Raw genomic sequence first — 22,614 nt, forward strand, 5'->3', positions numbered from 1 at the left:
CCAAACAAAAATGGCGACCCATTGGGCCGCCATTTTTCATTCTAATTTAAACAATTAGAAACGCAGTGATGCGCCAACATACGGGCCATCGACCAGCACGTTATCTTTACGGCTACCTTTGTTGTTCAGCTCAATGTACTGATAACCCACACGCAGGTTCAGCAGCGAAATCGGCGTGAAGCTCAGGCCACCTGAGGCTTCCTGGTAGCTATCCAGACGATCGGAGAACGCTTCTGGCGCATAGTAATATTCGCCGTACAGGCCCCACATACTGTTGAAGCTGTATTGCGCTGCGCCACCGACTGCCACGGTGAAGCCATCACGACCATCTTCCGGATGGGTGAACAGCGCTTTCGCGGTAGGCGCAATGCGGAAATCACCCACGTCGATGTTATAGCCGAGGCCCGCACCGTAGGTGCTGCCATCGTGATCGCTGCGCAGCCAGTTGCCTTTCAGGAACAGGCCCGGTGAAGTGGTGCCGAGGCCAAGGTTCAGGTTGGTGCTATGCTCACCCACGTCAACACTGCCCTCAATTGCCTGTGCGCCGCTGCTCAGCAGTGCCAGACCCAAAACGCTTCCAGTAACAAGTTGCTTTAACATGTGATTCCACTCCATGAAGGACAATTAATTCGGCGGCAAGGGTACCAGCCTGGCGACGAGAGACAACATTATTTGGAAAGCTTTACGTAAAAATGGATTACGGCGGGGAAAAAAGTGGCCCTAAAAGGCCACTTTTCAGATTAGAAGCGCCAGGCTGCGCCGATAAAAAGACCATCAATCGCACGATGGGTTTTATATTCGTGCAAGCCACTGCCGAGATAGCGGTAACCGGAACTCAGCGTTAACCAGTGGGCCGGTTGGTAGTAAACTCCGGCCTCAAACTGATGCAGATGATCCAGCTTATAGGTGCTAAAGTTAGGCGCCATGCTGAAATCGAGATAGAGCCAGGTATGGCGCGCTTGTGGCAGTGGAGCCATCGCGCGTATACCCGCGTTAACGCCGTAGCTGGACGTTTTATCGTGGTTCAATTCAGCCCAGAACAAACCGATGCGCGGCACAATGCGCATTGCGCCTACAGCCACGCCGTAACCCAGATTGGCGTCCAGCAATTCTGACTGATGTTTGGCATTCACGTATTCCACGCCATATTGCAGGCCTGGCGCGGTTTTTTGGCTGTTGATGGCGGCCGCAAAGAAATCACTGCCCCCCTTCACGCCGATTTCCTGAGCAGTTACCCCAGCGGAGGCCAACAGGAGCCCCATTGCAAAATACTGACTTTTCATTTTTCGCTTCCTTATCGTTTAAGCGGGCAAACAATAAGCAAAGCGATCGGGCTGCTGTATGAGCAATGACTCAAAACCAGCGGATTACGATACCCACAGTAAGTGGCTTAACAGCGGCGCGAGAATGACGGTGACGACGCCAGACAGCATCATTACCAGGCTCGACACCACGCCTTCCTGCTGGCCGAGTTGATACGCGCGCGCGGTGCCTGCGCCATGTGATGCAGCACCAAAACCGGCGCCTTTAGCCACGCCCTGCTTGATGGCGAGACGCAGAAACAGCACGTCGCCCACCGCCATACCAAACACACCGGTGATCACCACAAACAGCGCCACCAGATCCGGCTGGCCGCCAATCGGCTGCGCGGCTGCCAGCGCAAACGGCGTGGTGATTGAGCGTACCGCCAGGCTGCGCTGAATGGTTTCCGGTAACGTCAGCCAGCGCGCCAGCCACACCGAACTGCATACTGCCACCAGCGTGGCCGTCAGCACGCCCACGCTCAGCGACAGCCAGTGACGCTTGATGATCTCAAGGTTCTCATACACCGGCACGGCAAATGCCAGCGTCGCCGGGCCAAGCAGCCAAATCAGCCAGTGGCTTTCAGCGATGTAATTTTTCCAACTGACGTGAGTGAGCAGCAACAGCGCCACCAGCACCAGCGGCGTCAATACCAGCGGCATCAACAGCAGCGTGCGCCAGCGGCGATAAAGAATTTTGTTGAGGTAGTAGACCAGCAGCGTGAACGCCAGACACAGCAGACTAATCAGCAGATCATTCATGATGCGCCTGCTTGCGTGCGGCGCGCGCCAGTTCGAAGCGATATAAACGATCAACCACCAGTGACGTCGAAGCCAGCACCAGCAAGGTACTGACGCCGATCACCACGCAGATGCGCCAGCCTTCACTGCGCAGCAAATCGCTGTAGTTCACTACCGCCACCACCGCCGGAATAAAGAACAGCAGCATTTCTGCCAGCAGCCAGTTGGCGCCAGCTTTCACCCAGCGCAGCGGCACGATGCGCGTCATGATCAACACCAGCAGCAGCACCATGCCCACCACGTTGGCGGGCAGCGGCAGATGCAGCCAGCTCACCAGCCTGTCGCTGAAAATAAACAAACCGACATACAGCACCAGCTGCAGCGGAACAAACGTACGTTGCAGGAGATCCGTTCTGCGCGGACTTAATGCCATCATTGCTTGTTACCTGGATGAAGAAGTGAGGTGACCAGTATAAATCCGCCGCAAACTGTGAAAGAAATGAATTAAAATTATTCAAACTATGCCAAAAAGGAATGTTTATGGATGTGCGCGCCCTGCGCTACTTCACTGAAGTGGTGCGCCAGCAAAGCTTCACCCGCGCCGCTGAGAAGCTGTTCGTGACACAGCCGACCATCAGCAAAATGCTGCGCCAGCTGGAAGAGGAGCTCGGCTGCACCTTACTGCTGCGCGAGGGCCGCAAACTGCATCTAACGGATAGCGGTCAGGCGGTTTACCAGCGCGGACTGGTGATTCTGCAAGAGTTCCACCAGCTTGAAGCGCAGTTGGGCGATATCAACCAGCTGAAAACCGGCAAGCTGCGGCTGGGTATTCCACCGATGGTCGGCATGCAGATGGCCGGTTCAATCTCCGCCTTTCGCCGCCGTTATCCTGGCGTACAGCTGAAAATATCCGAGTTCGGCGGACTGACGGCGCAGCAAGCGGTGCTGAGTGGCGCGCTGGATATCGCCCTCACCGCACTGCCGATCGAATCCGAACTGCCGCTCAATACGCTGGAGTTGATGCACCATCCGCTGTGCGTGCTGCTGCCGCGCAGTGAACAATGGCGCGATCACCGTAAAGTCGGTTTGGCCGAGTTAGCCGAACATCCGCTGCTGATCCTCAATGAAGAGTTCGCCTTGAATCGCCAGATTCGTAAAGCGTTTCAACGCCAGAACCTGACGCCAACTATTGCGCTGCGCAGCGCGCAGTGGGATTTTCTCGCCGCGATGGTGCAGGCGGGCATGGGACTGGCGATTCTGCCGGAGCCCATTTGTCAGCGGCTGGATAAGCAGTCGCTGCTGTGGCTGCCACTGGAATCGGAGCTGCAGTGGAGTTTGGGGTTGATTTGGCGGGAAGGCAGTTATCTGTCGCGCAGCGCCGAGGCGTGGATTGAATGTTGCCGTGAACACTGGCCGGATAGTGCGCCACGGCTGTCGGTGTGAAAACAACTGCAGCACATTAATGTAGCGGCGCAATTTATTGCGCAATGAATTGCGCCGCTACCGATGAACAATATGGCTTGCCTCTATTCCTCTTTCTCAATCAGCAGCGCTTCCAGCAGATCAAGATCGTGCAGCAGTTTCTGCATTGTCTCGTTGGAGATCTCCTGCGTGGCGCGCAGATGATAGACCTCGGCGCGCTCGGCGCGCAGCGCATTGAGGCGGAAACGACGCTCGAGATTTTCGGCAAATTGCGCCTGCTCGATATCGTTTTTCCCCTCCGCACGACGACGCAGATTACCAATCACGCGCAGGCTGACCTCTTTCAGCAGCTCAGGATCGATGTTCTCTTCGGTGTCGCTCTCAAGACGCTGCTCCATTTTATGCAGGCTCTCAATCGCCACACCCGCCATCGCGGCACGCGCAAACTGAATCTCACGACGATGGCCGACCTTATCGATGCTTTCTACGTCGCGCAGCAGAATCGGCAGCAGCACCACGCCAACCAGCAGCGACACCAGAATCACGCCGGTAGCGATGAACACCAACTCATAGCGCGCCGGGAACGGATCGCCGTTGCTCAGGAACAGCGGAATCGACAGCACACCGGCCAAGGTAATGGCACCGCGCACGCCGGCAAAAGAGGCAATCAGCAATTCACGCAGCGAGTAATTGGTAAACTCCAGCGGCTTCTTCTTCAGCAGACGCATGCTGGTGCGCTTCATGATCCACAACCACCCGAAACGCACCACCATCAGCGCGGCGTACACCAACAGAACATCGGTAAACAGCATCCACAGTTCCACGTTAGGATCGGCTTGCGCCTGCGCAATCGAGGTGGAAAGGATGTCGGGCAGCTGCAGGCCGAGCATCAGGAACACCATGCCGTTGAACACGAACTCCAGCATCTGCCAAACGCTGTTCGCGCGCAGACGCATCGCCAGCGGTGCCTGGCGGATAATGCCGGAACGCGTAATGGTCATACCGGCGGCGACGGCGGCGAGAATGCCCGACACGCCAAGGTGTTCCGCAATCAGGTACGAGGCGAACGGTAACAGCAGCAGCAGCACGGTCTGTGTTGCCGGGTCATCCCCGCTCCAGCGGCTCAGCAGACGCAGCGAGCGGCCATACAGCCAGCATATCGCCACACCAGCGACCAAACCGCCGACCGCCACTTTGAGAAACTCAACGCTGGCGCCGCCCCACGTAAACACCATGGTGCCCATCGCCACCGCGACGGCAAACTTCAGCGATACCAGGCCCGACGCGTCGTTCATCAGGGCTTCGCCCTGCACAATCGACATAATTTTTTTCGGGATGCGTCCTTCACCGACAATGCCGGACAGCGCCACGGCATCGGTTGGCGAAAGCACCGCCGCCAGCGCGAAGGCGGGAATCAGCGGAATCCCTGGCACCAGCCAGTAGATCAGGTAGCCAATCCCGACCACCGTGATCAGCACCAGAACCAGCGCCAGCCCCATGATTTCGCGACCGTGATGCAGGAACTCGTTTATCGGCGTTTTCCAGCCATCCGCAAACAGCAGCGGCGGAATGAACAGCACGAGGAACAGTTCCGGATCAAAATCGACATGCAGGCCGAAGACGGGAAATGCAAGCAGTGCACCGGCGGCAATTTGCACCAGCGGCAGGGGAATTTGAAACGGCAGAATACGTGCCGCCACGCTGGAGAGTGAAACCACCAGCGTCATGATGAGAATAGTAAAGAAGATTTCCATGCTTTCCTTAGGCGAATCAATTTCATTAAAGCGATGTTGTTGCGTGGGAAAGTGTAAAACAAAACGCCGCACAGCGGAGCAACCCGATGTGCGGCGTGATGCAGAAAGCGAATAATCCTGGAATTATTCAACTTTCAGGTCAGATGGCCCAGCCACCGGCATAGAACGCGACCAGCGCGACAGCAATCACCACGGTGCCCACGTTCAGCTTGCGCCACTCACCGGCAAACAGGCGTCCAATCACCAGTGAAGCGAAGCCGAGCATGATGCCGGTGACGATGTTGCAGGTCAGCACGATGAACACGGCGGTCAGCAAGCCGGACATCGCATCAACGAAATCGTTGAAGTCGATTTTTGCCACGTTACTCAGCATCAGCAAGCCAACGTACATCAGCGCCGGCGCGGTCGCGTAAGCCGGAACCAGATAGGCCAGCGGCGACATGAACAGGATCACCAGGAACAGCAAACCCACCACAATCGCCGTCAGACCGGTTTTACCACCCGCCGCCGTGCCCGCCGCCGATTCGATATAGACCGCAGCTGGCGAAGCGCCGACCAAGCCGGCGAACAGGCTGCTGACGGAATCGGTGGTTAACGCACGACCGCCGTTGATGATCTGCCCCTCTTTATCCAGCAGATTGGCCTGCCCCGCGACCGCGCGGATGGTACCGGTGGCATCAAAGACGGCGGTCATCACCAGCGCCAGCACGCTTGGCAACACCACCGGTTGCAGCGCACCCATGATATCGAGGCTAAACATCGCTGATTGCCCGTTAGCATCCTTCAGGCTCGGCATGGCAAACAGACCTTGATAGGTCACCGCCGGATCGAAAATCAGGCCGAGAATCGAGATGGCGATGATGGTCAGCAGAATGCCGCCCGGCACGCGGCGTTTTTCCAGACCAAAAATCGCCGCCAGTCCCACCAGCGACATGATCACCGGGAACGAAGCGAATTGACCCAACGCCACCGGCAAGCCCGGAGCCGGATTTTTCACCACTAAACCAATGCCGTCAGCGGCGATTAGCAGCAGGAACAAGCCGATACCTACGCCGGTGCCATGCGCCACGCCCATCGGTAAATTGCGCAGAATCCATGCGCGGATGCCGGTAACCGAAATCAGCGTGAACAGCAAGCCCATCAGGAACACCGCACCAAGCGCCACCGGCACGCTAATGTGCTGGCCGAGCACCAGGCTGAACGCGGTGAAGGCGGTCAGCGAGATGGCGCAACCAATCGCCATCGGCAGATTGGCCCACAAACCCATGATGATCGATCCAAAACTGGCGACCAGACAGGTAGCGACGAACACCGCCGTTGGCGAGAAGCCCGCTTTGCCCAGCATGCCGGGCACCACGATGACGGAGTACACCATCGCCAGAAACGTTGTCAGACCCGCCAATACTTCCTGACGCACGCTGCTGCCGCGTGCAGAGATATTGAACCAGGCGTCCAGTTTTCCACTGGCCGGGCGCGATTCGCCAGACATAATTCTTCCTCAATTTTTTTGTGATGTGAGTCGCCGCGCGGCCACGTTTGCCGTTCCCTGATGGCGGTTTTTCATGATGAAAATCCAGGCAAACGTTTACGTCGCCGCGTATTCCAGGCCGTAAAGGGGGACGCGGAAAAAAGGCAAACGATTATCTGGCGTTTGCCCTGGGGTTTTCAACTCTTAATCACGGGTATGACAGGATAAATCCAGGCAACTGACCCCGCAGGGCCGCCAATTATGGCGGCCTGGCTGAACTCAGCGGCTTAACTCAATCGCGCCGCCCTGCTGGATCGCCCGTTGCCAGGCCGCGCGCTGCTGCATGGTTTCCAGCCAGCGGGCGGTGGCGGGCGTATCGCGTAGGGAACCACGCAGTTGCAGCGCCAGCAGCGGGAAGCTCATCTGCACATCGGCGATGCTAAAACGTGAACCGGCAAAAAACGCATGCTGCGTGAGATGCTCTTCAATTACCCGACCATGTAGAGCCAGCTGTTTATTCAGCCAGGCTTTCTGAATCCCTTTGCTCAGGGCGATGCCGGCCGGACGCAGCAGCCACGGCACCGGCTTTTTGCCAAACTGCGCAAACACCAGTTTCATTACCAGCAATGGCATCAGCGAACCTTCAGCGTAATGCAGCCAGTAACGCGCCTGAATCTGCTCATCTTCATGACTCAACGTCAGCTGATGCTCGCTGTCGTACTTCAGTTGCAGGTATTCGAGAATTGCGCCTGACTCGGCAATCACGCGATTGCCGTCGGTAATCACCGGGGATTTGCCCAGCGGATGCACTTTCTTTAAGGAATCGGGTGCCAGCAGGCTGTTTTCACGCTGATAGCGTTTGATTTGGTAAGGCACCGCAAGCTCTTCCAGAAGCCATAACACGCGATGCGAGCGGGAATTTTCCAGATGGTGAACGGTGATCATACGGTTTCCTTGCCGGTAAAAGTGTTCCGCCAAGTATAGTCGATCAGCGTTTTTGCTCGTCCTGTTCCGGATCGAGTAACACCGCGCCCGAACCTTGCTCGCCCAGCCGGTCACCGGGATTGCGCAGCGGGCAATCGCGCATCGATAAACAGCCGCAGCCAATGCAGCCATCAAGATCGTTACGCAAGCGCGTGAGGGTTTCGATGCGTTTATCCAGCTCCTCGCGCCAGTGCTGCGTCAGCGCGTCCCACTCTTGTGTCGACATCCGTTTATTAGCCGGGACATGCGTCAGGCTGTCGCTCACCGTCGCCAGCGGAATGCCAATGCGTTGTGCAATTTTGATGATGGCAACGCGACGCAGCACGTCACGGCTGTAGCGACGTTGGTTGCCGCCGTTGCGCGAGCTACAGATCAATCCTTTGGTCTCATAGAAGTGCAGCGCAGACACCGCCACGCCGCTGCGCTTCGCCACTTCACCCGGCGTCAAAACCGGCTTCGGGTAATTGCGTTCTTTTTTCATTTAGGGCCTTTACCTCAAGTTAACTTGAGGAATTATACTCGCACCCCAGCAAAACTTCGAATTTCTTACCAGGCAAAAAACATCAGAAGGATGAGGCTATGATGCAACAGGAAATCATTCATTCGCTGTCCAACTGGATCGATCAGAATCTGGATAAAGCGCTGTCAATTGATGAAGTCGCGGCAAAATCAGGTTACTCAAAATGGCATCTGCAGCGTATGTTCCGTGCCGTCACGAAACAAACGCTGGGTGGCTATATTCGCGAACGTCGTCTGACCCTGGCCGCTGAAGCGCTGCGCCAAACCCAGCGTCCGGTGTTCGATATCGCGATGCAATACGGTTACGATTCGCAGCAGACGTTCTCGCGCGTGTTCCGCCGTCAGTTCTCGCAAACGCCAACCGCTTATCGTCATACCATGCGTCGCCAGGCGATGATTCAGCGTCCGCGCTTGCTCAGTTTTGACTGTGCAGACAACAACATGACTAGTTTTGCCCAGCGTACCACCGGCGAGTGCTGCCCGGTTAGCTAACCCTTTCTGCGCGCCCCTTGCGGGCGCACCTCGCTTTGCCTGCCTGTTTTTTCCTCAGTTCGATAAAAATCTTTCTACCTGACCCGGTATAAATTTTGTTCAAAATTTAAAATCGAGTGATATAATGTGAGCCAAGTCACACTTTCCTGTCTTCAGTAAGACGGCCAGAAGGACTTCCCTGACCTTCCTTCTCAGCCGCCAGTGATGTCGATTGAATGTCGGGGATATCACTGATTCTAAGAGGTTTTTGCAGATGGCCACCCTAACCACCAGTTTGATTGTAATGCGCTGGGAACTCCTGAGTGCGGTAATGATGTTCTTCGCCAGCACCATGAAAATTCGACTGCGTCAGAACAGTCACCACGTGATGGCGCTGCTGTGCGGTGGCATCGGCGTTGGCATGTCCTGCTGGTTTGTGACCGGCCTGCTCGGTATCACGCTGAGCATGGAGAATCTGCATAACTTTATGGAAATCTCCAAAAACGCCTTTATCGAAGTGATGAGCCAGACGCCAACCGATTGGCCAATGCCTTAATCGCAGCCAATAAAAAACCCCGCCGAAGCGGGGTTTTTTATTTTGCTGTGTGATTCTAAATTTTCTTCAATACGGCCGGAATGGTCACTTCCGCCACCGTGATGCCCGGTATCTTCGTACCGCGGCGATCCTGAATCCACATATCACCCATCATTTGATTTAGCCCGCGATCCAGACCGGTCACCAAACCCGCGCCCGGCGTGAAGGTTAATTCGCCGAAGTAGATCTGCTCGTTATCGATGTACCAATCCACGCGCACATAATCGAAATCGCTCGCCAGCTTTTTACTCAGCGCCAACGCGTGCTGCAACGAGGCCATTTGCGGCGTCACGTCCAGGCCGGTATCACGAATTTTGTGATACGCCTCGTTGAGGTTGTTGACGTAGAAGTTCATCGACAACAGCGGATTGCAGCGGTTGTAGATCACCTGCAGCACATACTCAAAGCTACCGTCGCGCTTGTTGAACATATGGAACTTGTAGTCAATCGGTGCCGATTTACCATCGCCAATGTACTGCTCCACCAGAATGCGTGGCTTGATGTAGCGATAGTGAATCTCGCGCGCTTCGTTGGCGAAATCGGTCTTCAACCAGCGATGGCAATCGTTGATAATCTGCTGCTTCTTCAACGCATCCGGCTCTTCCAGCAGGATCTCCACCATGTTGGAGGCGTGATTCGGCTTGATAACGGTATTTTTCCAGCTCGGCAGCGTGTGCAATGAGCTGGGATCGCTGGTCTCGTAAACCAGCGGGATCAGGTATTCGCTGCCCACTTTCTCGGCGATATATTCACGCACCGAATATTTGTCCGACAGACGACCATAAATCTGATAATCGCCATGGATGAATTTGCGATACAGCACCTTCTCGTTAAACACTTTCGGCTCGCGCAGATTAGGCAATTTGCGGAACTTGTGAAAATAGTAGATACGATCCTGGTATGCCCAGGGCATCTTCTTGATGAAGTACTGAACGCTTCTTCTGAGTTCATCTTTCAACTTGAGCATATCTGACCTCATTTGTAGGTTTTGTAGTTGAGTGAGGAAACCTGGATTTTTTGGATGACGCCGTTTTTGAAGAAGTAATTCATTACGGTAAGAGACAGCAATTCTGAGATGAAAACGCTCCATGCGGCACCCATGATGCCGTAGCTCTGGATCAGCCACCACGACAGCGGCAAGCTGATGACCATCAGGCAAACGATTTTCTTCAACAGATAATTAAACCCGCCTTCTTTGACCATGTAGCGATACGCCACGGTCCCCATCGCCGAAAAGCAGGTTGCTAACGACAACAACGTAATGAGACTTCCTGACTGTGTGTACTCGTGACCATATAAAGCGATGATGATTTTTTCGCCGTACATCGCGATCACCGCTAACAACAACAATGAAACACCCATGACATAACCATTAAGCCGTGCTGTCAGCTTGATGGCGGTTTCTCCACGCTCACGGAAGATTTCCGAAAAGCAGGAAGTGATGATGGCGACCGGGATAAAAATCCAGGAGGCCGAAATGGTATTGGCGGCGGCGAACAACCCAAGATCGCGCGCTGAGGCGATGCCTGCCAGGAACATCTGTGCCGCTTTCACCTGCACCGAGATAAAGATGCTGGAGATGGCCAGCGGCAATCCGGCGTACAGCAAGTAGCGCAGATAGGTGTTGCGCTTATCCTGCGGCGGCGCCACATCCTGATTTTCGCGATAAAAGTTAAAACGCTTAATGACGTACGGCACCAACGTGACGGCGACAATCGAAACGGTCAGCCATAGCGGATTGAGGTGCAGCCAGGCAATGGCGAAACTTAAGCTAAAGCCCAGCAGCAATCCGACTGAGTTGGCGATGGTATTCAGCCGCGACGCTAAGCGCGCATTGTTGTAGACACTGAAGGTGTCCTGCGTCACGAAAACCGAAGAGATAAACGAGGCCAGTGCAAAAGCGAGGAAGTTTTCCTGCATGTTGTACCAGACCCAAATCAAGACGGGCAGCGATGTGAGCAACAGTAAAACCATGCGCATGTTGCGCGCTACGGTCATCAGGCGGAGCCCTTTCGGTGCACTCTTACTGATACGTTTAAACAGAATGGTTTCCGTACCGAAAATCGCCACGGTCTGCACCATGGAAAACAGTGAGGTCGAAAACGCCATTTGGCCAAAGATGGTTGGACCAAAGGATTTTGCCACGTAGGAGGTCACAAATATGACGCCGAACACGGAGACGATCTTTTCAGACATCATCCAGGCGGCATTCGACATTACGCTCAATTTCATTGACTGATCCTTAGTATTACGAACTACAACAACTTTCGGTACAACGTCCTTGAAATGAATTAACAAGCGCTCAGTGGGCCTGACTTAATTTATTAACTTCAAACCAAACTGGTCCGAAAAATGAGACTCGCGTCAGCAATTAGGAATTATATTCAGGAAAATTCCGATTATATCCGGTGCGAAACTCGGTGGATGTAAACGATTTCAGCCTAAATTCTAAGCAAAAGTTTACAGGCATACCCTGACATTTCTGCAAGTGGTTTATGCCGATTTTCCAATGAATGTAGTATTTTTCTGCATTTGGGATGGAGAGAATTTATATCAAAAACCTAAAGCCAGGAAGGCGTTCAATGCCATTCGGAATAAAATAAGATTTATCCCATGATGATATTTCTTCTAAATATCTTAATTTAACCCTCGCAATTCAAATCGCGCACTTTAATACTGCATTAATAGTGTTTTTGCAGTGCCAGATATTAATACAGTAATTCTCATCCACTAATTGATAAGAAAGGTAATAGCATTTATGAGAAAGTCACGATATAGCGAAGAGCAAATCACAAATGCCATTAAAGCTTCTGAAACGGGAGTGAAAGTCAGGGAGATTTGTGAGGAGCTTGGCATTTCCGAGGCCACTTTCTATAGCTGGAAGAAGAAGTTTTCTGGGCTCTCTTCCGAAGAAGGTAGAAAAATCAAGGAGCTGGAAGATCAGCTACTTAACCTCACGCGTGAGCTGCAATCACTGAGTTCCGATAAAGAGATGCTGCAAAGCGTATTGAAAAACTTCTTCACCACCAATGAAAAGCGTCAGGCGGTTAACTTTCTGCAAACGACATTCGACATAGGTACCCGTCGTAGCTGCCGTTTACTGGATATTAGCCGTAGCGTTTATCATTATCCTGCAGGTACAGATAATCGCTAATACCATTAAGGCCGATGTTATTTGACCTAATGCTGAGATTTGTTCTTACCAGAAGATATGAAGATCATTTAATACGGCGTTCACAACATAACAATTCGCACCAATTTTTCCTGATGAATACCATCGCGGAATTGCTTCCTTTTTTGCGGTAAAATAGATTCACATCAGCAAAAGTCTCTCTATTCAAGCCATTCTAACGAAGTCCAATCTCATTTCGATGAGATTGGCGCTTCGATTATTACTTTACCAACATTAATCATCAGTCCTGAATGCGGATAGTTCTGTTAAGCATTAATGAACAACCGCGTGTAACCGCTCACACACAACCTCTGTTTTCATCTGGATCTGTTCTGAGATCGAGTCGTCAATCGTTTGACGCGCGTAGACCATAATTCCCTCTTCTGTTGCCAGGAATAATCCTGATAACAAAGGTTACCTGCCCTAAACAATAACGGCCAAAAAGCGGGAAATAAGTTAAATTCCTGCACCCTATTCATCGCTACGCTTAATGGTTTTTTGCCAAAGGTTAATGGAATCTTTCTTAACATCTCACGATTCCCTTAAGCAAAAAGTGGTTTTCAAGTGCCAATCTTCAGTGCCAAATGGCAATAAAAGGTAGGTTAGATGCATGTTTTTGCGCGTTAATGCGTCGGTTTTTTCCGCTTTAGGGCCTGCGATAGCCAGGAAGATCGGAGATTCGTGAAGGTTCAGGAAGCCTTAATACGGTTAAACACTCATGCGCCGGATGAAACGGTATGACTTTTTATGACAAATCAGCGCTAAAAAGAGGGCTGCAATTAGCCAAAATGTTATATCGATGGCCAGATGAGCGCCTGAATGGGCGAAGAGGCGAGTGAAAAGGGTTAGTCAAATTCTTAAAATACAGCGTAGTACGCTGCCGAAATGATTTTTCAGCAGCGCTGATTTTGATGACCTATACCGCAGTGATGTGCGGCTGGGGTTTAATACGCATCGCGTAGATCACGCCAATAATCAAACAACCAATGCCAAGCGCGGTTAGCAGCGGCGGCCAGCTTTGTCGCCACAGGAATGTCCACAGCAAACCGGCTAAGGTTTCGAACACAATCAGCGGCCCCATGATCACCGTCGGCACGCGTTGGCTGGCCGCATTCCAGCAGAGCGTGCCCAACCATGAGCAAATCAGCCCGATACCTAACATCAATAATAGAAAGCGTTGCGGCTGCGTCCCGAATGGCAGCGCAAATGCAGGTTGCTGCCAGTGAAGCTGCACGCAGACTAATAGATAGAACACTATTGCCAGCGGCAGCGTCACCAAACCTTGTGCCGTCGCCCAGCTGGATGGCTTGTGCTGGGGATGCGCACGTAACCATAAACCATTACGCAGCGGATACCATGTCCAGCATGCCACCGCCAGAACCGCTAACCCTAAACCGGTGAGATAGCGCGACCAATCAAAATCGGGGCCTTGCGTCTGGAGTTCGGCGGCATTCACGCAAGCCAGGCCCACAGCAATAATCAGCAACGCCGGCGTCAGTTTACGCCACGGCAAGCGCCCTTCAAGATGGCCATAACAGAGATTGGCCGTCACAGTAATCACCACCGGCAAGGTGCCGATAATCATGGTAGAAATGGGCGCGCCGGTGCGTTGAATCGCGCTGGCGAGAAACGCGTAATAGAGCAAATTGCCAATCAGCGACAGCTTCAGCGCTTCAATCCAGTCTTTGCGCGCCAGCTGACGCAAACGACGGCGATCCAGCCAGGCGAGCGGCAACACCACCAAACCAAAGGCGACGTAGCGCCCGGCCGATTGCAAGGTGCCGGGATAATCCGGTATTAACAGCGGGCCCACAAAGATCAATCCCCACATCAGTCCCGCCGCCAGCGCAAACAGTATTCCAGCAAACATAAACTCTTCCTTTATATGCATTCCGCTGCAGTGTGACGCAGGCGGGGGCTAAAGGCTTGTAGCAGATTGCGGTTAGCGTGAAGGGAACACTTGTTTTTGATAGCGGCCCGGCGTGATGCCGTAGCGATGCGCGAAGGCGCGGGTGAGATGAGCCTGATCGGTAAGACCAACCGATGCCGCGACGGTTGCCGCACTGTCGCCGCGTGCCAGCTGCTGTTTTGCTGCGAACAGACGAAAAGCCATCAGCATTTGATGCGGCGTGACGTGGAAGTGTTGTTTAAAACTGCGCAGGAAATGCCACGGCGACAGTGATGCCAGCGCCGCAAGTTCTTCGAGGCGCACCGGTTCGGCGAGATTTTCACGCAAATAGTCTCTTACCGCATCAAAGCGATGTGCACCTTCGACAGGTCGCTGCTGTCCCTGACGCGCCAGCGGACGCATTAACTCCAGCAGTTCGAGCAAAATGCTTTCACGCTCCAGCGGGGTTTCCGCCTGCCACATCTGCGCCAGCAATTGAGAAAACGGCTGCGCCAGACGCGCATCGGTGCGCAGAGCATCGGTGAACCACCAATGACGATCGCCGGTCAGACGATCCATCTCCTGCGGATCGATATAGATCATGCGATAACGCCAGCCTTCGTCGCAGGCAGATTCACCGGTGTGCAGCTCGTCAGGATTCATCATCACCAGCGAATGCTGCGGCGCGGTGTAACTGGCTCCGCGATAGCGAAAGCGCTGGGCGCCGGATTCGATAGTGCCGATGCCAAAGGCTTCATGGGTATGCGGTTCAAAAGCGTAGCGGGAGATGTGCGCCTGATACAGCTCGATGCCCGGCAGCTCAGCAAAATGCTGAAACTGCGCACGATCTTGCTCACAAGGAAAGATTTCAGGAACCACCTTCACGACACACCTCCGGGAAAAATCGCTTATAAGCATGCGCGGCAGTGGCGATAAATGCAAAGCGGATTTGCTTTACCTCGTTGCGAGTTCACCGGACACTGACAAGACTTAACAGGAGATCAAAATGGCTAATCGTGTAGTTGTGGTAGTGGATATGCAAAACGGCGTGCTGGCATCGCCGCGTTTTGATCGTGCCGGACGCTGCGAGCGGATCAATCAGTTAACCGCTGCGGCCGATCAGGTGATCTTCATCCAGCACGTTGGCCCAGGTTTAGAGGTCAATTCAGCAGGCTGGGCCATCGTGCCCGAGTTGCAGCAGCCGGCCAACGCCATCTTTGTCAATAAAACCGCCTGCGACAGTTTCTGGCAAACCGATCTCGCCGCTCAGCTCGACCAACGCAGTATTAAAAGCTTCGTTATTTGCGGCTGCGCGACCGATTACTGTGTCGATACCACCATCAAAGTCGGCGCCAGCCTCGGCTATCACATCACCGTCGCCGCCGATGCGCATACCACCGCCGACCGCACCTATGTTTCCGCACAACAGCAAATTAATCAGCACAACGAAGTGTGGGCCGATTTGATTATGCCGGGCAACCCGGTGCTGGTACGTGAGACGGAAGCGTTATTGCGGGAATGGCGACCGCATTAGAGGTTCTGCTATTGAAAACTTCTGACAAGTGTCAATAATAGAGTATGACATTTGTCAGACCTGGAGAATTTTATGAGAGCCTACATTCCTGATGGCAAATCACATGACAATGCACTTTGGCGCTTTGCTGGCTTACCCCCACGCGGATTGGAGCTAACTCGCATGCTTGAGGCGGGCTTGCCGGTCGCGGTGATTGATGACATTCGTCATTGGTCGGCAATGAGTAGAGCCGAAATTATGAAGGTCACTGGCATCAATGAGCGAAATATTGCCCGCCGTAAAAGCGCAGGTAAAAGCTTGTCACCCGATGAGAGCGAACGCATAGCCCGCTTCGTCCGAGTGATGGATGCAGCCGTTCAATTGTTTGGTGGTAATAAAGAAGATGCTACGCAATGGTTAAGCCGGCCGGTCAAAGGATTAGGTAACATTGCCCCTATTACATTGCTAGCAACTGAAAGCGGCGCACTGGATGTGCTCGATTTGATTGGCCGTTTGGAGCATGGTGTCTTCTCGTGATTTTCTATCGGCTAACCAAAACGCTATACGCTTCTGAAGCCTGGACCGGCAACGGTGCGAAACAGTACGGTGGCCGCTGGAATCACAAAGGCCACGCAACCATTTATGTCGCAACCTCGGTTTCACTTGCTGCGCTTGAAGTGCTGGTGCACGTTTCGAACGAGTCGATTTTGGATGATTACACTTTATTCAGCATCGAGATTCCTGACGATGAAGTCTCCTATATTGGAGAAGCATTTTTGCCAACCGATTGGCGACAGGATCCGGCTCCGGTTTCGACTATGGATTTGGGTACAGGTTGGCTTCAATCGGGGGAAGATGCAGCGTTGATTATTCCCTCAAGCATTATTCCGATGGAAAATAATGCGATATTGAATCCGGAACATACGGTATTTGAGGATTATCTGTCGAGCATAAAAAAGCTGCCGTTTTCATTCGATAAGCGATTGATTAAATAATAAAAATATCTTTTTTGAACAATAAAAAGCCCCGCATTGCGGGGCTCTAAACAGATACTACATTCTGTATTTTTAGAACGGAATATCGTCGTCAAAATCCATTGGCGGTTCGTTGTTAGCAGGCGCGCTCTGCTGCTGTGGACGCTGCTGCGCACCGCCGCTGAACTGGTTGCCACCGCCCTGCGGCTGCTGTTGTGGCTGCTGTGGCTGGCCCCAACCGTTATTATTGCCGCCGCCCTGGCCGCCCGCCGGTGCGCCACCTGCGTTCGCGCCCTGCTGACGTCCGCCCAGCATCTGCATGGTGCCGCCAACGTTAACCACCACTTCAGTGGTGTATTTATCCTGGCCGGCCTGATCGGTCCATTTGCGGGTACGCAGCTGACCTTCGATGTAAACCTGAGAACCTTTACGCAGGTATTCGCCAGCCACTTCCGCCAGCTTGCCGAACAGCACAACGCGGTGCCATTCCGTGATCTCTTTGTTTTCACCGGTTGTCTTATCGCGCCAGCTTTCTGACGTGGCCAGCGTAATGTTGGCTACCGCGCCACCATTTGGCATGTAGCGCACTTCCGGATCCTGACCCAGATTCCCGACTAGAATCACTTTGTTTACGCCACGACTGGCCATGTTGCTGTCTCCCGATGAGTTGATGCTAAAAGTCTAAGCGAAAAATTGTATCACGTCACATTGGCGTGTGCCCACTTTAGAGCGGGATTCCAAAATTTATCGGCGGACAGAATAGCAAAAACACTGGATATTTATTCAGTTTATTTTTTGTGCCATAATGGACCGTTTCTGCTGGTCGTGCTGGCAAGGCATGGCGAGTGTTGTTCAATCCGGGAAAGGTGAATGGATAAGATCGAAGTCCGCGGTGCTCGCACCCATAATTTGAAGAACATCAACCTGATCATCCCTCGCGATAAGCTCATTGTGGTCACCGGTCTGTCAGGTTCCGGTAAGTCTTCGCTGGCGTTTGATACGCTGTATGCGGAAGGCCAGCGTCGCTATGTCGAGTCGCTTTCGGCCTATGCGCGCCAGTTTCTTTCATTAATGGAGAAACCGGACGTTGACCATATTGAAGGTCTTTCGCCCGCCATCTCCATTGAGCAGAAATCGACTTCGCATAACCCGCGTTCCACTGTCGGCACCATTACCGAAATTCACGACTACCTGCGCCTGCTGTTCGCGCGCGTGGGTGAACCGCGCTGTCCGGATCATGACGTTCCTCTGGCAGCGCAAACCGTGAGTCAGATGGTCGATCAGGTGCTGTCGCAGGAAGAAGGCCGCCGTCTGATGCTGCTGGCACCGGTGGTGAAAGATCGCAAAGGCGAACACACCAAAACGCTGGAAAACCTCGCTGCGCAGGGCTATATCCGTGCGCGTATCGATGGTGAAGTGTGCGATCTGTCGGATCCACCGAAGCTGGAGTTACAGAAGAAGCACACCATTGAAGTGGTGATTGACCGCTTCCGCGTGCGCGAGGATCTGGCAACGCGCCTGGCCGAATCCTTTGAGACCACGCTGGAACTGAGCGGTGGCACCGCGATCGTCGCCGATATGGACGATCCCAGCGCCGAAGAAATGCTATTCTCGGCCAACTTTGCCTGCCCAATCTGTGGCTACAGCATGCGTGAACTCGAACCGCGCCTGTTCTCGTTCAACAACCCGGCTGGCGCCTGCCCGACCTGCGATGGCCTGGGCGTGCAGCAATATTTTGATCCCGATCGAGTGGTGCAGAACCCCGAGCTGTCGCTGGCCGGAGGCGCCATCCGCGGCTGGGATCGCCGTAACTTCTACTACTTCCAGATGCTGCGCTCGCTGGCAGAGCATCTGCAATTCGATGTTGAAGCTCCGTTTAACAGCCTGAGCGACAAAGCGCGCGAAGTGATTCTGTACGGTTCCGGCAAAGAGAATATCGAATTCAAATACATCAACGATCGCGGTGACACCTCAGTGCGCCGCCATCCGTTTGAAGGCGTGCTGCACAACATGGAGCGCCGTTATAAAGAGACGGAATCCAACGCGGTGCGCGAAGAGCTGGCGAAATTTATCAGCAACCGTGCCTGCGCCAGCTGTGAAGGTACGCGTCTGCGTCGTGAAGCGCGTCATGTTTTTGTTGAAGACACCAACCTGCCGACCATCTCAGAAATGAGCATCGGTCATGCGATGGATTTCTTCGCCAACATGAAGCTGAGCGGCCAGCGTGCGCAGATTGCGGAAAAAATCCTGAAGGAGATTGGCGATCGCCTGAGCTTCCTGGTGAACGTCGGCCTGAATTACCTGTCGATGTCACGCTCGGCGGAAACGCTCTCCGGCGGTGAAGCGCAGCGTATTCGTTTGGCCAGCCAGATTGGTGCCGGTTTGGTCGGCGTGATGTACGTGCTGGATGAACCCTCAATCGGCCTTCACCAGCGCGACAACGAACGCCTGCTTGGCACGCTGATTCACCTGCGCGATCTCGGTAACACAGTGATTGTGGTGGAGCACGATGAGGATGCGATTCGTGCCGCTGACCATGTGATCGATATCGGTCCGGGCGCGGGCGTGCACGGTGGTCAGGTGGTTGCCGAAGGTGATGTGCACGCGATCATGGCGAATGAAAATTCCCTGACCGGCCAGTTCCTTAGCGGCAAACGTGAGATTGCGATTCCCCAAGAGCGCGTCAAAGGCGATCCAGCCAAAGTGCTGAAACTCACCGGTGCGCGCGGTAACAACCTCAAAGATGTCACGCTGACGATTCCGGTCGGCTTATTTACCTGCATCACCGGCGTGTCCGGATCGGGTAAATCGACGCTGATCAACGATACGCTGTTCCCGATTGCGCAGCGCCAGCTCAACGGCGCGACCACCATCGAAGCCGCGCCTTATCGTGAAATCGCCGGTCTGGAGCATTTCGATAAAGTGATCGATATCGATCAGAGCCCGATCGGTCGCACACCGCGTTCGAATCCCGCGACCTACACCGGCATTTTCACTCCGGTGCGCGAACTGTTCGCCGGCGTGCCGGAAGCGCGTTCACGCGGCTACAATCCGGGGCGCTTCAGCTTCAACGTGCGCGGCGGACGCTGCGAAGCCTGTCAGGGTGACGGCGTGATCAAGGTAGAGATGCACTTTCTGCCCGACATCTACGTGCCGTGCGACCAGTGCAAAGGCAAGCGCTATAACCGCGAAACGCTGGAGATTAAATACAAAGGCAAGAGCATCCACGAAGTGCTGGATATGACCATCGAAGAAGCCCGCGAATTTTTTGATGCGGTGCCGGCGCTGGCGCGTAAGCTGCAAACGCTGGTCGATGTCGGCCTGTCGTATATCCGTCTGGGCCAGTCAGCTACCACGCTTTCTGGTGGTGAAGCGCAGCGCGTCAAGCTGGCGCGTGAGCTGTCAAAACGCGGCACCGGCCAGACGCTCTATATCCTCGATGAGCCAACCACCGGCCTGCACTTTGCGGATATTCAGCAGTTACTGGAAGTGCTGCATCAGCTGCGCGATCAGGGCAACACCATCGTGGTGATTGAGCACAACCTCGACGTGGTGAAAACCGCAGACTGGATTGTCGATCTCGGCCCGGAAGGCGGCAGCGGCGGCGGTGAAATCCTGGTGTCCGGCACGCCAGAAACGGTGGCGGAGTGTGAAAAATCACACACGGCGCGTTTCCTTAAGCCAATGTTGAAGAAGTAAATTTCTCTCAGGCCCGCCATTGCGGGCCTGTTTTTTTCTGTCGGATTCCGCAACGAAATGCAGGAACAGGCAAGAATCAGACAACTTCAGGCATATACGCATTCCCCCCTGCTGACTATCCTTACAACGTTCCTTTTGGCGTCCCTTACGCCCTTTATCCCTTCAGTGTGCTGAACGGGATCCCGCATAGAAATCACGACACATCCTACTGGAGACACCATGAATATTACGCATGCCTATGCCGCACAGGACGCGAAAGCAAAACTCGCCCCGTTCGATTTTAAGCCACGCGAACTGCGCGCTCATGATGTGCAGATTGAAGTGTTGTACTGCGGCGTCTGCCACTCGGACCTGCATACCGCGCGCAACGAATGGCGCAACACCATTTTTCCTGTGGTGCCTGGCCATGAAATTGTTGGTCGCGTGACGGCCGTTGGCGCTCACACCCACAACTACAAAGTGGGCGATTTGGTCGGCGTTGGTTGTATGGTTGATTCCTGCCGCAGCTGTCCAAGCTGTCAGGAAGGGCTGGAGCAGTATTGCGAGAATGGCTTCGTTGGTACTTACAACGGTGAAGACCGTGAAACCAAAGCCATCACCTACGGCGGTTACTCCACCAGCATGGTAGTAGATGAAAGCTTCGTGCTGCGCGTACCAGAAAATCTCGATCTGGCGGGCGTTGCGCCACTGCTGTGTGCCGGTATCACCACTTACTCACCGCTGCGCCACTGGAATGTCGGTCCGGGTAAAAAAGTCGGTATCGTCGGTTTGGGCGGCCTTGGTCACATGGGCGTGAAGCTAGCTCATGCGATGGGCGCACATGTGGTGCTGTTCACCACGTCACCGTCAAAAATTGAAGATGGTAAACGTCTGGGCGCTGATGAAGTGATGATCTCGAAAGATGCCGACCAAATGGCCGCACACACCAACAGCTTCGACTTCATCCTGAACACCGTTGCAGCGCAGCACGATCTCAACCCGTTCATCGCCCTGCTGAAGCGTGATGGCAACATGACGCTGGTCGGCGCGCCGGAGCACGATCATCCGGCACCGCAGGTCTTCAACCTGATCTTGAAACGTCGCAGCATTGCCGGTTCACTGATTGGCGGCATCGCGGAAACCCAGGAAATGCTGGATTTCTGCGGCAAGCACGGTATCACTTCAGATATCGAACTGATCGCGATGAATCAAATCAACGAAGCCTACGAACGTATGCTGAAAAGCGACGTGAAATACCGCTTCGTGATTGATATCAATACTCTGCGCGAGGAATCTGCGGCTTAATTCGCCTCAGTGTTCATCATGGTTGACGCCCGCCGCGCGCGTGGCGTCAGCCTGTTGCCAGGAAGCATCCACCAGATAGTAAATCTGCGAATCTTTTAGCGAACCATCCAGCCACAGCGTGCTCCAGTGCGACTTATTTAAATGTTCGCTGGGAAACACATCGTTGTGCTCCTCACGTAACAATTCCGCCAGCGCAGGCGTGGCTTTCAGCGACAAGGCCGGACGCCCTTTTACCTCATAAAGCATGGCAAACAGCACACCTTCACTTTTAATCTGCGTCGCCTGCCAGCACTCTTTAAAGCTTTGCTCCGCGCCCGGCTTGCTCATGCAGTACGTCAGTAAATCCGAAGTATTCATCTTTTATTCCCCTTGTAAGGTTGCCACGATACGCCGCGCACCGCCCTGCACCCGATGTTCACCCAACCAGATTCCCTGCCACGTACCTAACATCAGACGACCGCGGTTAACCGGAATCAGCAGCGAAACGCCGAGCAGTGACGATTTGATGTGTGCCGGCATGTCGTCAGCCCCTTCGTAATCGTGCTGATAAGGCGCACTTTCCGGAACATGGCGTAAGAAATGCTGCTCCATATCGCTGCGCACGGTGGGATCGCAATTCTCATTGAGCGTTAACGACGCCGATGTATGTTGCAGCAGCAGATGCAGTTGGCCGACGCGCACATCGGATAAGCCATGAAGCTGGCCGACAATCTCGTCGGTGATCAGATGAAAGCCGCGCGCTTTGGCGCCAAGCGTAAGCGTTTGTTGATGCCACATGCCAGAATCCTAAAAGTAATTACACCGTTTAAGTGTGCAGCATGTCGGCGAA

24 protein-coding genes are annotated in these 22,614 nt (G+C 53.8%); 9 read left to right on the forward strand and 15 right to left on the reverse strand.

Annotated elements, in window-relative coordinates:
- Positions 1-54: 54 nt before the first annotated feature.
- The 4 genes from ACFQW4_RS21950 to ACFQW4_RS21965 form a co-directional block, all read right to left on the reverse strand.
- A complete protein-coding gene (locus ACFQW4_RS21950) occupies positions 55-600 on the reverse strand; it encodes a YfaZ family outer membrane protein (RefSeq protein WP_008109987.1) in 546 nt (181 codons plus the stop codon).
- 140 nt (positions 601-740) lie between these two features.
- Entirely contained in the window at positions 741-1,214 is a 474-nt protein-coding gene (locus tag ACFQW4_RS21955; protein ID WP_377727598.1) for a YfaZ family outer membrane protein, read from the reverse strand.
- A gap of 153 nt (positions 1,215-1,367) precedes the next feature.
- Positions 1,368-2,063: an LrgB family protein gene (locus tag ACFQW4_RS21960; RefSeq protein ID WP_101763044.1), complete on the reverse strand. Its 696-nt coding sequence runs from the start codon at positions 2,061-2,063 to the stop codon at positions 1,368-1,370.
- A complete protein-coding gene (locus tag ACFQW4_RS21965) occupies positions 2,056-2,478 on the reverse strand; it encodes a CidA/LrgA family protein (RefSeq protein ID WP_008109984.1) in 423 nt (140 codons plus the stop codon). Before ACFQW4_RS21965 ends, ACFQW4_RS21960 begins: the two co-directional genes overlap by 8 nt.
- 104 nt (positions 2,479-2,582) lie before the next feature.
- On the opposite strand from ACFQW4_RS21965, the gene ACFQW4_RS21970 reads away from it, so the two are divergent.
- A complete protein-coding gene (locus tag ACFQW4_RS21970) occupies positions 2,583-3,485 on the forward strand; it encodes a LysR family transcriptional regulator (RefSeq protein ID WP_377727603.1) in 903 nt (300 codons plus the stop codon).
- Positions 3,486-3,568: 83 nt separating this feature from the next.
- Here ACFQW4_RS21970 and ACFQW4_RS21975 read toward each other — a convergent pair whose 3' ends face one another.
- The 4 genes from ACFQW4_RS21975 to soxR all read right to left on the reverse strand — a co-directional run bounded on the left by ACFQW4_RS21975 (position 3,569) and on the right by soxR (position 8,151).
- Positions 3,569-5,218: a Na+/H+ antiporter gene (locus ACFQW4_RS21975; protein WP_101763047.1), complete on the reverse strand. Its 1,650-nt coding sequence runs from the start codon at positions 5,216-5,218 to the stop codon at positions 3,569-3,571.
- Positions 5,219-5,357: 139 nt separating this feature from the next.
- On the reverse strand, positions 5,358-6,707 hold the full coding sequence (locus tag ACFQW4_RS21980; protein ID WP_101763048.1) for an NCS2 family permease: 1,350 nt from the start codon (positions 6,705-6,707) through the stop codon (positions 5,358-5,360).
- A 258-nt stretch (positions 6,708-6,965) separates the two neighbouring features.
- Positions 6,966-7,631, reverse strand: a complete 666-nt coding sequence (locus ACFQW4_RS21985) for a glutathione S-transferase family protein (RefSeq protein WP_137384974.1) — start codon at positions 7,629-7,631, stop codon at positions 6,966-6,968.
- Positions 7,632-7,674: 43 nt separating this feature from the next.
- Positions 7,675-8,151 carry a redox-sensitive transcriptional activator SoxR gene (soxR, locus tag ACFQW4_RS21990; RefSeq protein ID WP_101763050.1) on the reverse strand — a complete coding sequence of 159 codons (477 nt, stop codon included), beginning with the start codon at positions 8,149-8,151 and terminating at the stop codon, positions 7,675-7,677.
- Positions 8,152-8,249: 98 nt separating this feature from the next.
- Here soxR and soxS point away from each other — a divergent pair, with 98 nt between their 5' ends.
- Both soxS and ACFQW4_RS22000 read left to right on the forward strand, forming a co-directional pair.
- A complete protein-coding gene (soxS, locus tag ACFQW4_RS21995; RefSeq protein WP_036649992.1) occupies positions 8,250-8,681 on the forward strand; it encodes a superoxide response transcriptional regulator SoxS in 432 nt (143 codons plus the stop codon).
- Between the two features lie 253 nt (positions 8,682-8,934).
- Positions 8,935-9,216 carry a YjcB family protein gene (locus tag ACFQW4_RS22000; RefSeq protein WP_008109973.1) on the forward strand — a complete coding sequence of 94 codons (282 nt, stop codon included), beginning with the start codon at positions 8,935-8,937 and terminating at the stop codon, positions 9,214-9,216.
- Positions 9,217-9,271: 55 nt separating this feature from the next.
- Here the strand turns inward: ACFQW4_RS22000 and ACFQW4_RS22005 are convergent, their stop codons facing one another.
- Entirely contained in the window at positions 9,272-10,222 is a 951-nt protein-coding gene (locus ACFQW4_RS22005; protein WP_101763051.1) for an ATP-grasp fold amidoligase family protein, read from the reverse strand.
- Between the two features lie 8 nt (positions 10,223-10,230).
- Positions 10,231-11,487 carry a polysaccharide biosynthesis C-terminal domain-containing protein gene (locus tag ACFQW4_RS22010; protein ID WP_101763052.1) on the reverse strand — a complete coding sequence of 419 codons (1,257 nt, stop codon included), beginning with the start codon at positions 11,485-11,487 and terminating at the stop codon, positions 10,231-10,233.
- A gap of 526 nt (positions 11,488-12,013) precedes the next feature.
- Here ACFQW4_RS22010 and ACFQW4_RS22015 point away from each other — a divergent pair.
- Positions 12,014-12,409, forward strand: coding sequence for an IS3 family transposase (locus ACFQW4_RS22015; protein WP_008109970.1), 396 nt, complete (start codon positions 12,014-12,016; stop codon positions 12,407-12,409).
- Between the two features lie 934 nt (positions 12,410-13,343).
- On the opposite strand, the gene ACFQW4_RS22020 is transcribed toward ACFQW4_RS22015, so the two are convergent.
- The gene (locus ACFQW4_RS22020; RefSeq protein WP_377727612.1) at positions 13,344-14,297 is read right to left on the reverse strand and encodes a DMT family transporter; all 954 of its coding nucleotides are present in this window, start codon (positions 14,295-14,297) and stop codon (positions 13,344-13,346) included.
- Between the two features lie 72 nt (positions 14,298-14,369).
- Entirely contained in the window at positions 14,370-15,200 is an 831-nt protein-coding gene (locus tag ACFQW4_RS22025) for an AraC family transcriptional regulator (RefSeq protein WP_101763054.1), read from the reverse strand.
- Between the two features lie 121 nt (positions 15,201-15,321).
- On the opposite strand from ACFQW4_RS22025, the gene ACFQW4_RS22030 reads away from it, so the two are divergent.
- From ACFQW4_RS22030 to ACFQW4_RS22040, 3 genes are all read left to right on the forward strand, one after another.
- Positions 15,322-15,849, forward strand: a complete 528-nt coding sequence (locus ACFQW4_RS22030; protein ID WP_271461123.1) for an isochorismatase family protein — start codon at positions 15,322-15,324, stop codon at positions 15,847-15,849.
- Positions 15,850-15,921: 72 nt separating this feature from the next.
- Positions 15,922-16,365 (forward strand): antitoxin Xre-like helix-turn-helix domain-containing protein, encoded by a 444-nt coding sequence (locus ACFQW4_RS22035; RefSeq protein ID WP_101763056.1) that lies wholly within the window; start codon positions 15,922-15,924, stop codon positions 16,363-16,365.
- Positions 16,362-16,823 (forward strand): RES family NAD+ phosphorylase, encoded by a 462-nt coding sequence (locus ACFQW4_RS22040; RefSeq protein WP_350261422.1) that lies wholly within the window; start codon positions 16,362-16,364, stop codon positions 16,821-16,823. Before ACFQW4_RS22035 ends, ACFQW4_RS22040 begins: the two co-directional genes overlap by 4 nt.
- Before the next feature lie 72 nt (positions 16,824-16,895).
- On the opposite strand, the gene ssb1 is transcribed toward ACFQW4_RS22040, so the two are convergent.
- Positions 16,896-17,450, reverse strand: a complete 555-nt coding sequence (ssb1, locus tag ACFQW4_RS22045; RefSeq protein ID WP_192236001.1) for a single-stranded DNA-binding protein SSB1 — start codon at positions 17,448-17,450, stop codon at positions 16,896-16,898.
- A 222-nt stretch (positions 17,451-17,672) separates the two neighbouring features.
- Between ssb1 and uvrA the strand changes: the two genes are divergently transcribed.
- Together uvrA and ACFQW4_RS22055 are read left to right on the forward strand one after the other, a co-directional pair.
- Positions 17,673-20,501, forward strand: coding sequence for an excinuclease ABC subunit UvrA (gene uvrA, locus ACFQW4_RS22050; RefSeq protein WP_110868157.1), 2,829 nt, complete (start codon positions 17,673-17,675; stop codon positions 20,499-20,501).
- Between the two features lie 219 nt (positions 20,502-20,720).
- Positions 20,721-21,785, forward strand: coding sequence for an NAD(P)-dependent alcohol dehydrogenase (locus ACFQW4_RS22055; protein ID WP_377727620.1), 1,065 nt, complete (start codon positions 20,721-20,723; stop codon positions 21,783-21,785).
- Between the two features lie 6 nt (positions 21,786-21,791).
- On the opposite strand, the gene ACFQW4_RS22060 is transcribed toward ACFQW4_RS22055, so the two are convergent.
- Together ACFQW4_RS22060 and ACFQW4_RS22065 are read right to left on the reverse strand one after the other, a co-directional pair.
- Positions 21,792-22,142 (reverse strand): MmcQ/YjbR family DNA-binding protein, encoded by a 351-nt coding sequence (locus ACFQW4_RS22060; RefSeq protein ID WP_101763060.1) that lies wholly within the window; start codon positions 22,140-22,142, stop codon positions 21,792-21,794.
- Between the two features lie 3 nt (positions 22,143-22,145).
- A complete protein-coding gene (locus tag ACFQW4_RS22065; protein WP_061718371.1) occupies positions 22,146-22,562 on the reverse strand; it encodes a secondary thiamine-phosphate synthase enzyme YjbQ in 417 nt (138 codons plus the stop codon).
- Positions 22,563-22,614 lie beyond the last annotated feature (52 nt).

Source organism: Pantoea sp. GCM10028869 (assembly GCF_042666835.1).
GTDB classification, from domain to species: domain Bacteria; phylum Pseudomonadota; class Gammaproteobacteria; order Enterobacterales; family Enterobacteriaceae; genus Pantoea; species Pantoea leporis.